The following is a 13,415-nucleotide window of genomic DNA, read 5'->3' on the forward strand; positions in this document are numbered from 1 at the left end:
AGATACGGCCTTAGAGAAGGCCGTATTTGACGCCAGTCATTTCTTCAGAAATTGCCCAGAGGCGTTTTGCAAGCGTATGGTCTGACGCAGCCTCTGGCAGCCCGGCGTCACCCGGGAGACCGGTTCTTTCTCCCTTGCCCAGAGGCCCATAATAACCTCCGTCCTGCGCTTCAGGAGACGCCAGAGCATAGAGAAGCGGCCAAGCCCCCTCCTCCACTGTCTGTCCCATCATATGAAACACAGGGCCGGCGAAGCTTCGGGCAATTTTACGACCCCAGCGACCAATCGGTGTACCATTCCGATCAAGCGAGCCGTTATTGGAGACAATATCGCTTGCTGCCCAGCCGGGATGAGCAGCCCGTGAATGAATGGGCCAAGGAGCTTTCTTGGCCCGACGGTCTAGTTCCAGAGCAAAGAGCAGATTTGAAAGTTTACTCTGCCGGTAACGTGCCATCGGATTGTAGCGGTGACGGGCATTCAGATCACCAAACGGAATTTCACCCTTCAGGGCAGCAAGAGACGCGACAGTCATGATTGTCGCATTGCCCGCGGCTAATAGAGGGAGCAGCCGTCCGGTCAGAGCAAAGTGACCAAGGTGGTTGGTACCAAACTGAAGTTCAAACCCGTCTTTCGTGGTGAGCCGGGATGCAGGGCCCATGATGCCAGCATTATTGGCAAGAAGCTGAATGGGGCGTCCCTGCTCGCGCAAAGCGGTGGCAAAAGCTGCAATAGATGCCAGTGAGGCAAGATCCAGCACTTCAAAGCGGCCCTGCACACTTGGAACACGTTCATACAGGCGGTTAAGAGCCGCCCTGCCCTTCTCCAGGTTACGCCCACTTAGAATGATGGAAGCGCCACGTGCAGCCAGTCCACAGGCAATTTCGAAACCCAGACCGCCTGTAGAGCCCGTAATGAGCGCAGTCTGACCATCCAGACGGTTCAGATTATCAAGAGACCAGCTGGTCTGGGAAAGACGGGTCATTAGTGTTGTCCTTTTTCGTGGGCTCCGGCGGCTGAACGCTTTTCATCTTCTTCAGCCTGTTTGATGGCTTCTTCAGTCAGTCGTTTCTCGTTCTTTTTGAGAAAGAGAAACGCTCCTCCCAGACAGCAGGCTCCTACGACGGCCAGAGCAATTCCAACCGGCCCGGTGATCTTTTCGATCTGCTTACCGAGTTCATAAGTGATGAAGGCATAGCCCCCAGCCCAGAAGAGACCGCCAAGCGCGTTGAAAAAAAGAAACGAATGCCAGGGCATTCGGTTTGCTCCAGCCAGAAGAGCAACGAACACACGCAGAACAGCGACAAAGCGTCCGAGGAAGACAACAATCCCGCCGTGTTTGCGAAAAAGATAGCGGCCGAGCATCAGGCGCTCATCAGTCAAGCCGACTTTCTTGCCGTGTTTCTTCAGGATGCTGTAGCCAAAATGGTGGCCGAGCAGATACCCGAAATTATCGCCCATGATGGCGCCTGTCACAGCGGCAAGGGCAATCCATCGAATCTCTAGATGGTGCGTACTGCCTGCATAGAGGGACGCAGCGATGATGATGCTTTCCGCTGGCAGTGGCAGGCCCATGCTTTCCAGCATGACTGTCACGCCGATAACGCCGTAGCCATATTCCTGGAGCAGGTGATCGAGAAATTGCGTGAGATGAAACAGTGTCGTGATCCTGTGCGAATATGGCGGAAGGCAAAACCGCCAGCTACGATATTAGGACATCAGACACGGGATGAAAAATGACTGAGCTTTGCCCTCCTCACGTAGCCGGAAACTGGCCCTCCTGGGTTGGCCCTGAACTCGTGGCTGGCCGCACTCTTTCTTTCTCTGAACTCAGAACGGTTGAAGACTGGGTATTCTGGCAGGAGACCCGACCAGAAGAGCAAGGCCGCACGGTGATCGTCGGACGACGTCACGATAGAACACTCGTAGACTTGATACCGCCAGAGAGAACTGTCGGAACCCGTGTTCACGAATATGGTGGAGGAGCGTGGGATGTCCGCCTGAAAAACGGATATCCGGAAGTCGTCTTCAGTGACCGAAAGGTTGGCGGTCTGTGGTTCAGTAACAGAGAGGGCACGTTTCAGGCGTTATCTGGCGATCGTGCACCGGAAATGCGTTATGCTGATCTGACATGGGATACAGCGGGAGACGGTGTTTTCTGCGTTCGTGAAACGCATGACGAAGGTCTGCCAATAGCGGCGCTTGTTCATGTATCACAGTCGGGCCAGGAAACGGTTCTGGCAGACGGGGCTGATTTCTATGCAGCCCCTCGCCCCTCGTTGGATGGTGCCTCTCTGGCCTGGTTCTCCTGGCAGAATCCGGAAATGCCATGGACAGTCACCCGACTGTATGTGGCGCCTGTTGACCGAACCGGCCTCAAGCTTGGACAGGCCACAGATCTGAGTGGTCAGACACCCTGCAGCATTATTGAACCGCGTTGGGGAGCAAATGGTAACCTCTATGCGACATCAGATGCTCAGGGCTGCTGGACGCCTGTTAAATTCGTGCATGATCAAACGGGATGGAAAGAGCAGTTTTTCCCAGAGGCTGGAGCTGAGATTGGTCTGCCGCATTGGGTCTTCGGACAAAGAACACTCACGCCACTGCCTGACGGTCAGCTGCTCGCATTAGGAATTCGGGAAGGCCTCACTGGCGTTCTGCTCTTTGCAGATGGACACTGGAAAACTGTTCAGATGGGAGCGCCCGTCAACGTTCCAGAACGTCTGTCGAATGGACAGTTTGCCTGGATTGATGCCCCCGAAAACGCTCCACCTGCTTTGGCTATTGGTGACATGGATGGGAATTTCGAGCGTTTTCGCTCAAGTGTTGTGCTGCCTAATACGATTACGTGTGACGACATTGCCAAGCCTTCTCTGTTCTCTTTTCCAACAGCCGATGGATCGAAGGCATACGCGCTCTTCTATGAACCAGCGAGCAGCACGTCGCATCTAAAAGAAGGCGAAAAACCGCCTTTGGTTGTTATGGCTCATGGCGGTCCAACAGGGCGTGCCAATTCAGGCTTTGCTTTCAAAGTGCAATGGTGGACCTCCCGCGGTTTCGCTGTTCTTGATGTCAATTACCGCGGTTCAACAGGGTTTGGTCGCAAATATCGGGAAGCCCTAAACGAACAATGGGGTGTTGCAGATGTTGAGGATTGTCTGGCTGGTGTTCAGTCCCTGATTAAACAAGGGCTGGTTGATCCAGCACGCTGCGTTATTCGCGGAAGCAGTGCGGGAGGCTTGACGGTTCTGTCAGCACTGGCACAGTCTGATCTCTTTGCGGCAGGCGCCTCTCTTTATGGCGTTACCGATCTAAGGGCCTTGGCAGCAGAGACGCATAAATTCGAAGCACGCTATCTGGATGGTCTGATTGGGCCTTATCCCGAAAAGGAAGCTGTGTATCTGGAACGTTCTCCTCTCACACATGCAGAGAAAATTTCCGTTCCTGTCCTGTTCCTGCATGGCGGTGCTGACAAGGTGGTGCCTCTCGCACAGGCTGAAGCCATGAGAACAAAACTGGCACAGTCTGATCTCCATGTTTATCCGGACGAAGGTCACGGTTTTAGAGCCCGTGAAGTTGTCGAGGATGCTCTTGAGAGAGAGCTGAGATTTTACCGAACTGTTTTTGCCACATCCGCTGATCCGGCCTTATGAATAAAGAAATCAAAATAGAAGACTTTATAAAAATTCGATTTTATTCCGGAATGGTATGTTTGAATGTTTTGAATAAGAAATATTCAATTGGAAAGAATGAAATTGTTTGGTCGAGGGTAGCGCAAACATGCATGCCCTGCCCTTGCGTTTGATCCCGGCACAGGAGAGACTCAGCTTAACCGGTTGCGCATTTAACTGTTGGATGCGCAACCTGACATCCAAAAAATCATCTCATTGGACCTTCTATGAAACATCGCAAACTTGGACGCACCGGTCTTCAGGTCAGTGAAATCTGCCTGGGCACAATGACTTTCGGTCAGCAGAATACGGAAACCGAAGGACATGCGCAGCTCGATATGGCGCTCGATCAGGGGATCAATTTTATTGATACTGCTGAACTTTATTCCATTCCCCCGCGTGCTGAGACCTATGGCGCGACTGAGACCATTGTTGGAAGTTGGCTAAAAGCTCGCGGCGGCCGTGACAAACTTGTCATTGCGAGCAAAGTTGTTGGACGCAGTTCTTCACCGTGGTTTCGGCCCGGCGGTGAGGAAGCCCGTTTGACGCCAAAGCAAATTCACTATGCTGTTGAAGGCTCTTTGCGTCGTTTGCAGACGGACTATCTTGATATTTATCAGTTCCACTGGCCAGACCGTAAAATCGGGTTGTTTGGTGAAGGCGGCACGACGTTTCGGGACGTGGCGGCAGCCAATGAAGTTCCGATTGCTGAAACTCTTGGCGCATTGGGTGATCTGGTCGCACAAGGTAAGATCCGTCATGTCGGTGTTTCCAATGAAACAGCGTGGGGTGTCTCACAATTCCTTGCAGCTTCGCAGAATGGTCTTCCGCGGCTGGCATCCATTCAGAACGCCTACAATCTCATTAACCGGACGTTCGAAATTGGTCTGGCAGAGATGTGCCTGCGGGAAGATGTCGGGCTTCTGGCCTACTCTCCGCTGGCTCAGGGATATTTGACAGGGAAATACCTGAACGGAGCACGCCCTGCTGGCGCACGCACCACGCTCTTTAACCGTGGTCAGCGTTACGAGAAGCCCGGTGTGGATGTTGCCATCGAGGCCTATCACGCATTGGCCCGTGAGGAAGGACTGGATCCGGTTCAGTTGGCTGTGGCTTTTGTGACGTCGCGTCCGTTCGTGACATCCAATATCATTGGGGCCACCAGCACGGATCAGCTTCAGACAATTCTGGATTCAACCCGTCTACAGATCACGCCTGAACTGGAAGCCAAGATCAACGCCATTCACCAGGTGCATTCAAACCCCGCTCCCTGAATTTCAACGATGCGGGCATGAGATCATGCCTGCATCTGTCAGGGGGCTGTGTGCGGCCCGAGCCGTCCAATGACGCGGAAAGCCGTCAGAACTGCAAACGTGCCAAAAATAACGACACCCAGAGACTGCCCAACGAGAATACCAATCGGGCCATAAGCTGACCCGAACCACACAAACGGGATGGTTCCCAGTGTGGCGCGTCCCCAGTTGAAGCCGGTTGAGTAGAAAGGGTGCCCAAGGTTGTTGAACGCCGTATTGGCGACAAATAGCAGCCCGACGAACATATAACTCAGGACCAGCCAGCAACAGAACAGGCGTACGATTTCCGCCCCAATACCCTGAACGTTGAAAAGCTGGAGAATGACATTGTGCCCGGCGGCAAGAACAAACCAGGTGGTTCCCACACAGAGCGCTGTCAGCTTCAGCGCGGCCATCAGGGCTTCACGCACCCGATCAAATTGTTGGGCACCAAGGTTCTGCGCCATGATAGGTCCAACAGAACCTGTCAAAGCAAAAACCAATGAAAACGCAACGGGCACAATCCGGTCGATGGTTGCCTGACCCGAAACAGCGTCTAGCCCAAACTGTGCCATGGCGTGAGTTACGAACAGTGCGCCTGTTGGTGTGGCGAGATTGGTTGCAATCGCCGGGACCGCAATGCCGCCAATTTTTCGCATCGCAGGCTCAAAGGCTTCTTTCTTTGGCCATTCCAGCATGGCGTGCCCCCGAAGGTTCAGGAAGCCGCTCGCTGTAATGGCACATCGCGCCAGAATGGTGCTGATGGCTGCACCTTCCAGACCGAGATGCAGCACAAAGATCATCAAGGGGTCCAGCAGAGCTGAAACAAGCGCACCTGTCAGGGTAATGCGCATGGACCGTTTGGCATCACCAACTGCGCGCAACAGAGCTGACAGAGCCATTCCCAGGCACACTAATGGAAGAGCTGGCGACACTATGTGCAGGAAGGTCGCCGCGTTTTCCAAAGCTGCTCCCTGAGCGCCAAGCAGCCTGAGAAGTGGTGTGGCAAATACCGCCGTGAGCGTGCCCAGAACGGCCGCGATGCCAACCATGACAGCAATGAAAGCAGATGCGAGACTTCGGGCCTCCGCATGCTGGCGCGCGCCGATCAGACGACCAATGCAGGCGCCAAGTCCAATGGTCATGCCAATGGAGACTGAAATCTGCAGAAAGCTCAGAGACGTCGCAAAAGCGATAGCGGCCGTCAGGGCAGAATCATGCAGGTGGGAGATGTAGAAGTAGTTCAGAAGATCGACAGCAAAAACTGCCATGAGGCCAATGGCCCCGGTTCCAGCCATGGTGATGACATGACGCATGATGCTGCCATGTACGAATCTCGCCGGTTTTATGGGAGAATCGTCAGGAATTCTGGGCTTGGATGGGTCATCTGATGGTACTGGCATGTCAGCATATACTGCCTCGTCCCGTGACAAAGAACCAGTGCCTGAAGTGCTTTGTTGGGAAGGTTTTCTGTCTGCCAGAAAGGAAAGGGAGCGTGGGAGGAAGAAGGAGGTTTTCCGCGAGTGTAAGGGTTTCGTTAACGCATGGTGTGGAACTGTCAGGTCAGATAACACCCGGGCGTGAGGCCCGAAGCCCAGTTTCTGCCGGAGTCCGCCATGTCGATCATCAATTCTCTCAACACGGCTGTCAGTGGCCTTAATTCCCAGTCACATGCTTTCAGCGATCTCTCCAACAACATCGCGAATAGTCAGACGACAGGATATAAAGCTGCAACAACAAGCTTTGCCGATTATGTGACAAGCAATGATCTGGCAAGCGACGGGGAGTCACTGAGCGACAGTGTGGCTGCGACAACCAGGCAGCATACTGACAATCAGGGTATGGTTGTTTCTTCCACAAATACGCTGGCGCTCGCAATTTCGGGGAACGGATTCTTCAACGTTGTCCAGCCCACAGGAAGCACGACATCCAGCACAGCGCCGACGTTCAGCAGCCAGCAGTTTTATACGCGAAATGGTGACTTCTCACAAAATAACCAGGGATATCTGGTCAACACTTCGGGTTATTATCTGGAAGGGTATCAGGTGGGTTCAGAAGGTGCTTTGAGTAGCACTCTGTCACCTATAAAAATCTCTGATTCCGTCGCATTTCAGCCGACCAAGAGCACAACTGTTTCTCTGTCTGCTGCAATTGGCAGCACCTCTGGGGCAGAAGGTACCAATACATCTACGACAACAGCCTATGACAGTAAGGGAAATGCTCAGGAGGTGAGCCTGAACTGGAAACAGTCTTCCACGGATCCTTTGGTCTGGACTGTCAGTAATTCAGCAGATTCGAGCAATTCAGCCACAGTGAAGTTTAACAGTGATGGTTCTCTGGCGTCTGTAAATGGAGCGTCCCAGTCTACGGGTTCAGCGGCAACCTTTTCATATACGGGGCTGCCGCAGGATATGACCGTCAACCTGGGAACCATCGGGAGCACATCCGGTGTGAGCCTGGCAACAGACAGCAGCAATTATAGCACCAATCCCACAATGACGACGGACAGCGTCACAAGCGGTACCTTCACGGGTCTGTCTATGCAAAGCGACGGGTCTGTGATGGCGACATTTGATAATGGGCTTTCTCAGCTCCTTGCAAAAATACCACTCTCGACGTTCGCAGACCCTAATGGACTCTCTGCCCAGAACGGGCAGGCTTATACAGCAACGGCGTCATCTGGCGCACCGACAGTCAATGCAGTGAATACGAATGGGGCAGGGACGCTCAGCACCAGTTCCACTGAAAGCTCAACGACGGATCTGACCAGTGATCTTACCAAACTTATCGTCGCGCAGCAGGCTTATGGAGCGAATACAAAAATCGTGACCACTGCAAATCAGCTTCTGCAGACCACTTTGGCGATGATTCAGTAAGGCGGGGTGAGGGGAACTCTCTATCATGGGGCTGACTGATTCACTTTCAATCGCCGTCTCTGGCTTGCAGGCCGTCCAGTATGGAATGTCTACGGCCTCCCAGAATGTCGCCAATGCGTCTACTGCAGGTTATATCAAAGAAGTCGCAAATGTTCAGTCTGTCGTAAATGACGGGACGGGTGGCGGCGTACGACGCGCAACAACTAGTCTGGCTACAAACGCACATATCCAAACTGCTTTATATTCCCAGAATTCAGATGTTTCCCAATATACGACAACAAGCAACGCGCTCTCTGTCGTCACGGCTCTACAAGGTTCAACCTCGGCAGATTCTGGTAGCAGCGGAACACTTTCTGACCAGTTGGGAAATCTTCAGTCAGCTCTTATTTCTTTGACCAGCTCCGCGTCCAGTTCGACCACCCAGAGCATAGTTCTTTCTGCGGCCAATAGTTTTACCCAGTCGTTGAACACTCTTGCAGACACTGTGCAAGAGCAACGTCAGAACGCACACGATGGTGTTGTCTCGTCAGTTTCGGATATCAATACCAACCTGACGACTATTGGCTCTTTGTCTACCAAGATCATGGCTCTTAAAGGGCAAGGGCTCGATACTGCGGATATTGAAAATCAGCGCTTTACGGCCTTGTCATCGCTCTCCAGTGAATTGGGTGTGAATTGGAAGGTTTCCTCCAATGGAGACATGTCCATTACCACGGAAGACGGTGTCACGCTCCCTACACACAATACGTCTTCGGGTTCAGCAGATGCCATTTCGAGCACGTGGCCTTTGACGACAGCCTCAGCGCAAATTTCAACCAGCATGAGCTACCCGGGTAACTCCGACGCTAATGCGATTCCAGCAATTACGCTGAACGGAAAAGATATTACTGATCATCTGACGGGTGGAAGCCTCGGAGCTGATATAACGCTGCGAGATACCACGCTCCCAACGATGCAAGCCCAATTTGACTCTCTAGCCTATACCGTAGCCAGCCGCTTCGATGCGCAGGGCATGTCTTTATTTACAACATCAAGTGGCAATATTCCCGAGGCGTCCCAGACGTCCATTGTGCCGCAGGGAAGCGCTGGTTTTGCTCAGAATATTCAGGTTTCCCAGTCCTATCAGGACGACCCATCGCTTCTTGTATCTGGCGAGACCGCAAGTAGCAGTGTTGTCCAGAACATTCTGTCTTATGCGTTTGGAACCACTCAATCAGATGGCACAGGACAGGTAGCCGCCCCTACCAATAATTTAGGTGTGACGGGGAAATTGTCTACCGGATATAGTGGAAGTCAAAGTCTTGTGGCTCTTGCGACGTCTTTGACAGCCAACCAGGCCGCGACGGCTAATAATGCAAGTAGCAGTCTTTCTCTTGCACAAACAACGCAGGCCAATCTCTCTTCAAGCTTGGCAGGAACATCAACTGTCTCTGTCGATACTGAAATGGCAAATATCGTTACATTACAGAACGCCTATTCAGCCAATGCGAAAATTATTTCGTCCGTACAATCCATGTTCATCGCCCTTTTAAACGCTGTTGGAAGCTGATTATGACTGGAATTACGGCATCGTTTGGTTATGGCGGATTATCGAATCAACAGATGCTAAACTTGGCTTCGTTATCCCAGATAAAAGATAATCTTCAGGAACAAGCTTCTACGGGCGTGAAATCCAGCAACTACGCCCAGCTTGGGGAAACACGTGCGCAGGCGCTGGCGCTTCAGCCTGCAATCACTCAGGTGTCGGCCTGGACCGCCAACGTGACTATGGCGCAAAACAGATTGACGGTCACGCAGAGTGCAGTCAGCCAAATTTCGACGATCGCAGATAATTTGAATGAGACACTTTCAACCCTTGTTGGGAATGTTTCCTCAACGTCCATAAGCTCTGCGTCCGAGCAGGCTAAATCAGATTTATTATCCTTGGGCAACCTGCTGAACACGCAGGAAGGCGGAAGTTATGTTTTTGCAGGGTTGCAGTCTTCTACTGCCCCCGTAAGCACCATTCTAAGTAACTCTGATCTCTCGTCTTCTATACAGGAAGCTGTACAAAGCATGGGAAATGGTAGTGCCTCAGATGTTCTGTCTGAGACGCTTTCTCTGGCGGGGCAAACTAGCCAAAATCAACCGTTTTCCGCAGCGCTTTCGACTAATCCGGTCACAGCATCCCAGCAAAACCTGAAAATTACTGTTTGGAATAATAAAACGGTTTCCGCAGGTATCGTTGCGACACAAGGAAGTACTTCTTCAAAAACATCAACAGGCTCACCAATCCGAGATCTCATGCGAAACCTGATGGTTGTTGCATCTCTGAGTTCTGATGACGCAGGAACCACAGATTACACACAGCTGGTTCAAGGATTACAGACGACGAATACCGGTGTCATCGAAGGGCTATCCGATATCAGTGGGGGCCTTGGAATACAGCAGAACAGCTTGACCAGTCAGAGTACGATGCTGGCACAGATGAAAGCCGCTCTGACAACCCAGCTTGGAACCGCAAAAGATGCAGATCTGGCGCAGGTTTCCGTCCAATTGAATGATACCAGCAATCAACTCCAGGCATCATATTCTATTATCGCAAATATGAAGGGTATGACGCTTGCAAGTTATCTCTGAACTCTGTTGAAAAATTGACCCTGACGTCGCATATCTTCGTTACTTTCCTAAGAGGAGATTGATGACGATGAGTGCAACGCAAGGCCAGCCGGAACAGCATGAATTCAGTGCAGAGGTGGGGCGTCTGCTCGATCTTGTCGTGCATGCGCTTTATTCGGATCGAGAGATTTTTCTGCGTGAACTTGTTGCGAACGCAGCCGACGCAACAGACAAGCGCCGCTTTGAAGGGCTGACGAACTCTGCTCTCGCTCTTCCAGAAAATGCGTCAATTCGTATTGCCCCGGAAAAAGACAAGAAAGAGTTGGTCATTTCCGACGACGGTGTGGGAATGACGCATGATGAACTGGCTCAAAATCTAGGTACGATCGCCCGTTCAGGCACACGCGCTTTCGGTGAAAAACTGAATGCTGCCAAAGCTGAAGATCGCCCAAGTCTGATTGGTCAGTTTGGTGTTGGGTTCTACGCGGCGTTCATGGTTGCCGAAAGGGTGGATGTGACGTCCCGCAAGGCTGGGGCAGACGAGGCTTGGACTTGGTCTTCAGACGGGAAGGGCGCTTTTACCCTGACGCCTTCCACCCGCTCTACGCCTGGCACTGACATTGTTCTGCATATGAAAAGTGATGCGGAAGAGTTTCTGGATAGCTGGCGTCTTCGGTCGATTATCCGCAAATGGGCCGACCATATTTCCTGGCCGATCACCCTGCGTGAGGTTAGTGAAGACGGAACAGTCGAAGAAAAAGCTGCCAACGAAGGAACAGCCTTGTGGCGCAAGCCGAAGGCTGAAATTACGCCGGAACAATATACGGAATTTTACAGGCACATCGCGCGTGCCTTTGATGAGCCTTATGCAACCATGCATTGGCATGCAGAAGGGACGACAGAGTTCACGGCCCTTCTGTTTCTCCCCAGCGCTCGACCATTTGATTTCATGGAACAGTCTCGGGAAAGCAAGATTCACCTGCATGTTCGCCGCATGTTCATCACGGACGACGCAGATCTGCTTCCCAACTGGATGCGCTTTGTCCAAGGCGTAGTCGATACTGAAGATCTTCCGCTCAATGTCTCTCGTGAAATGCTGCAGGCCACCCCAGTTCTTGCTCGTATCCGCAAGGCGGTCACGAAACGCGTTCTGACGGAGATTAAAACCCGGGCTAAGGACGCAGATGCTGGATTTAATGCATTCTGGGAAAACTTTGGAGCGGTTCTCAAGGAAGGGTTGTGGGAAGATAGTGAGCACCGTCAGGAAATTGCCGGTTTCGCACGTTTCCATACGACCCATGGTGATGATCTAACGACGCTTGATGACTATATCTCGCGTATGAAGGACGGGCAGGACGTTATCTACTTCCTGACGGGCGATAACCTTGAGGCTTTGAAAGCATCCGCACAGTTGGAGGGCTTCCGAGCCCGTGGACTGGAGGTTCTTCTCCTCGCAGATCCGGTAGACGCATTCTGGCCAGAGCGATTGCATTCATACCACGACAAAATCTTGCGGTCAGTCATGTATTCTCATGGAGATCTTGAGAAGTTCCCTACAGACAGTGAGGAAACAGTCGAGGCAGCCAATGTAGAGACTCTGGTTCCTGTGTTGAAGGAGGCTTTGGGTGATGCAGTGAAAGATGTTCGTAGTACGGTTCGTCTTACGGATAGCGCGGTCGTCATGACTTCTGAAGGCGGACCAGATCTGGCCATGCAGAGGTTAATGCGCCGGTCAGGTCAGGCTCTTCCAGAAACACTGCCCATTTTGGAAATTAATCCTCGTCACCCGCTGATTAAAGCTTTGGCTCAGCGTGTCGAGAATAAAGAAAACATTCAGGATCTTGCACGCGTGCTGTTGGATTTGGCTCGTGTTCAGGAAGGTGAGCCTTTGCCAGACCCGACCGGTTTTGCTCGCCTGCTCGCAAAACTGCTTGCTGGCACTTCTGCTACTTAATTGAGTACTAGTAGCGGTCTGGACAGAAAAAAAGGCGGAAGATTATTCTTCCGCCTTTTTTAGGTAATTGGGTGACGAGTAATACTTTATCCTGTCAGTTTCTTCTGACGAAATTCCCTAGGCGAAAGTCCAAATTTTTGACGGAAGCGCCTTGAGAAATGAGCTGCATTTCTGAAGCCATGTTTGGCAGCAATCTCGGCGATGGTCATGGAAACGTAAGTGGAAGACTGAAGGTCTTTGTAAATCCTCTCCAATCTCTGGCTCAAGATCCACCCCGAAACAGCATCTGGTTCCCCATCAAAGAGTTGGTAAAGTGCTCGGGAAGAAATACCATAAGCATCTGCAATACTTTTTGGCGTCAGATCGGGTTCTTGCAAACGGCTTTCGATATAGGATCGAATGTGTTTCTGGCGATGTCTGCGTCGGCCTGCAACGCTGAGTTCTAGATCTAGAGAATCCAGAAGGGTTGTGATCAGAAGATCTGTCAGATGTTTGAACAGACGCGTTTGAGTCTGAGAAGGAGAGGCTTCTAAGGCGCCTTCAAGAATTAATTCACAACACGTGAAGAGAAAACGACCAGGTCCCGAGTGGACCTCAAAATGAACAACAGGCAGGCCGGACAACACGGGCAGGTGATTAAGCAGAACGCTTTGTGTCACAGATATAAGAATGCTGTCCGTAATCAAATTTTCATGCTCAGGACGGAACACCTCAGAACTATAAGATCTTCTGAGGTGTTCGCGATCTATATACAGGTTTCCACCGTTTTCTCGCGAGATTACGAAGAGAGCTTGTCCATTTTTGAAGTATGGAAAAAGGCTCTCGGGCATTTCTTGGAGGGAGCGTTGTTGTCTTTGGACAACCGGTTGCAAGCCAGAGGATGGAATGGCAAGCGTCGCAAGAGGAATGATGCGAGCGGGCAGCTCTGGGGAATGCCCTTTTTGGGTCATGGCAGAAACTCTAAGGAGCCTCCAGAGGAACACAGGAGTAGTCTGCTATAACGAAATTACTCATGTAGTGGAATGAA

Annotated in this window: 10 protein-coding genes; 6 read left to right on the forward strand and 4 right to left on the reverse strand. The window is 51.8% G+C overall.

The annotated features are described in order from the left end of the window. Positions 1–10: 10 nt before the first annotated feature. Together ABF979_RS02295 and ABF979_RS02300 are read right to left on the reverse strand one after the other, a co-directional pair. On the reverse strand, positions 11–982 hold the full coding sequence (locus ABF979_RS02295) for an SDR family oxidoreductase (protein ID WP_202206884.1): 972 nt from the start codon (positions 980–982) through the stop codon (positions 11–13). Then, positions 982–1,584, reverse strand: coding sequence for a DedA family protein (locus tag ABF979_RS02300; RefSeq protein ID WP_202207248.1), 603 nt, complete (start codon positions 1,582–1,584; stop codon positions 982–984). Before ABF979_RS02300 ends, ABF979_RS02295 begins: the two co-directional genes overlap by 1 nt. Positions 1,585–1,733: 149 nt before the next feature. On the opposite strand from ABF979_RS02300, the gene ABF979_RS02305 reads away from it, so the two are divergent. Both ABF979_RS02305 and ABF979_RS02310 read left to right on the forward strand, forming a co-directional pair. Next, positions 1,734–3,650 (forward strand): alpha/beta hydrolase family protein, encoded by a 1,917-nt coding sequence (locus tag ABF979_RS02305; protein WP_415557561.1) that lies wholly within the window; start codon positions 1,734–1,736, stop codon positions 3,648–3,650. A gap of 245 nt (positions 3,651–3,895) precedes the next feature. Further along, positions 3,896–4,942 (forward strand): aldo/keto reductase, encoded by a 1,047-nt coding sequence (locus ABF979_RS02310; RefSeq protein WP_415557562.1) that lies wholly within the window; start codon positions 3,896–3,898, stop codon positions 4,940–4,942. 38 nt (positions 4,943–4,980) lie between these two features. On the opposite strand, the gene ABF979_RS02315 is transcribed toward ABF979_RS02310, so the two are convergent. After that, positions 4,981–6,276: an MATE family efflux transporter gene (locus ABF979_RS02315; protein WP_202206887.1), complete on the reverse strand. Its 1,296-nt coding sequence runs from the start codon at positions 6,274–6,276 to the stop codon at positions 4,981–4,983. 300 nt (positions 6,277–6,576) lie between these two features. Between ABF979_RS02315 and flgE the strand changes: the two genes are divergently transcribed. The 4 genes from flgE to htpG all read left to right on the forward strand — a co-directional run bounded on the left by flgE (position 6,577) and on the right by htpG (position 12,388). Continuing rightward, positions 6,577–7,836 carry a flagellar hook protein FlgE gene (gene flgE / locus ABF979_RS02320; RefSeq protein ID WP_415557563.1) on the forward strand — a complete coding sequence of 420 codons (1,260 nt, stop codon included), beginning with the start codon at positions 6,577–6,579 and terminating at the stop codon, positions 7,834–7,836. A 25-nt stretch (positions 7,837–7,861) separates the two neighbouring features. Further along, positions 7,862–9,385: a flagellar hook-associated protein FlgK gene (gene flgK, locus ABF979_RS02325; RefSeq protein WP_415557564.1), complete on the forward strand. Its 1,524-nt coding sequence runs from the start codon at positions 7,862–7,864 to the stop codon at positions 9,383–9,385. A gap of 2 nt (positions 9,386–9,387) precedes the next feature. Beyond that, positions 9,388–10,455, forward strand: a complete 1,068-nt coding sequence (locus ABF979_RS02330; RefSeq protein ID WP_415557565.1) for a flagellin — start codon at positions 9,388–9,390, stop codon at positions 10,453–10,455. 67 nt (positions 10,456–10,522) lie between these two features. Further along, on the forward strand, positions 10,523–12,388 hold the full coding sequence (gene htpG, locus ABF979_RS02335; protein ID WP_415557566.1) for a molecular chaperone HtpG: 1,866 nt from the start codon (positions 10,523–10,525) through the stop codon (positions 12,386–12,388). 86 nt (positions 12,389–12,474) lie between these two features. Here the strand turns inward: htpG and ABF979_RS02340 are convergent, their stop codons facing one another. Beyond that, positions 12,475–13,338 carry a helix-turn-helix domain-containing protein gene (locus ABF979_RS02340; protein WP_415557567.1) on the reverse strand — a complete coding sequence of 288 codons (864 nt, stop codon included), beginning with the start codon at positions 13,336–13,338 and terminating at the stop codon, positions 12,475–12,477. Between the last annotated feature and the right edge of the window lie 77 nt (positions 13,339–13,415).

The sequence above is a fragment of the Gluconobacter sp. genome (assembly GCF_047723935.1).
Lineage (GTDB): Bacteria > Pseudomonadota > Alphaproteobacteria > Acetobacterales > Acetobacteraceae > Gluconobacter.

Bases quoted from the DNA above. Each gene is read 5' to 3' on its own strand.
- ABF979_RS02295 (WP_202206884.1), bottom strand. From the start codon at position 982: ATGACCCGTCTTTCCCAGACCAGCTGGTCTCTTGATAATCTGAACCGT.
- ABF979_RS02300 (WP_202207248.1), bottom strand. From the start codon at position 1,584: ATGCTGGAAAGCATGGGCCTGCCACTGCCAGCGGAAAGCATCATCATC.
- ABF979_RS02305 (WP_415557561.1), top strand. From the start codon at position 1,734: ATGACTGAGCTTTGCCCTCCTCACGTAGCCGGAAACTGGCCCTCCTGG.
- ABF979_RS02310 (WP_415557562.1), top strand. From the start codon at position 3,896: ATGAAACATCGCAAACTTGGACGCACCGGTCTTCAGGTCAGTGAAATC.
- ABF979_RS02315 (WP_202206887.1), bottom strand. From the start codon at position 6,276: ATGCGTCATGTCATCACCATGGCTGGAACCGGGGCCATTGGCCTCATG.
- flgE (WP_415557563.1), top strand. From the start codon at position 6,577: ATGTCGATCATCAATTCTCTCAACACGGCTGTCAGTGGCCTTAATTCC.
- flgK (WP_415557564.1), top strand. From the start codon at position 7,862: ATGGGGCTGACTGATTCACTTTCAATCGCCGTCTCTGGCTTGCAGGCC.
- ABF979_RS02330 (WP_415557565.1), top strand. From the start codon at position 9,388: ATGACTGGAATTACGGCATCGTTTGGTTATGGCGGATTATCGAATCAA.
- htpG (WP_415557566.1), top strand. From the start codon at position 10,523: ATGAGTGCAACGCAAGGCCAGCCGGAACAGCATGAATTCAGTGCAGAG.
- ABF979_RS02340 (WP_415557567.1), bottom strand. From the start codon at position 13,338: ATGACCCAAAAAGGGCATTCCCCAGAGCTGCCCGCTCGCATCATTCCT.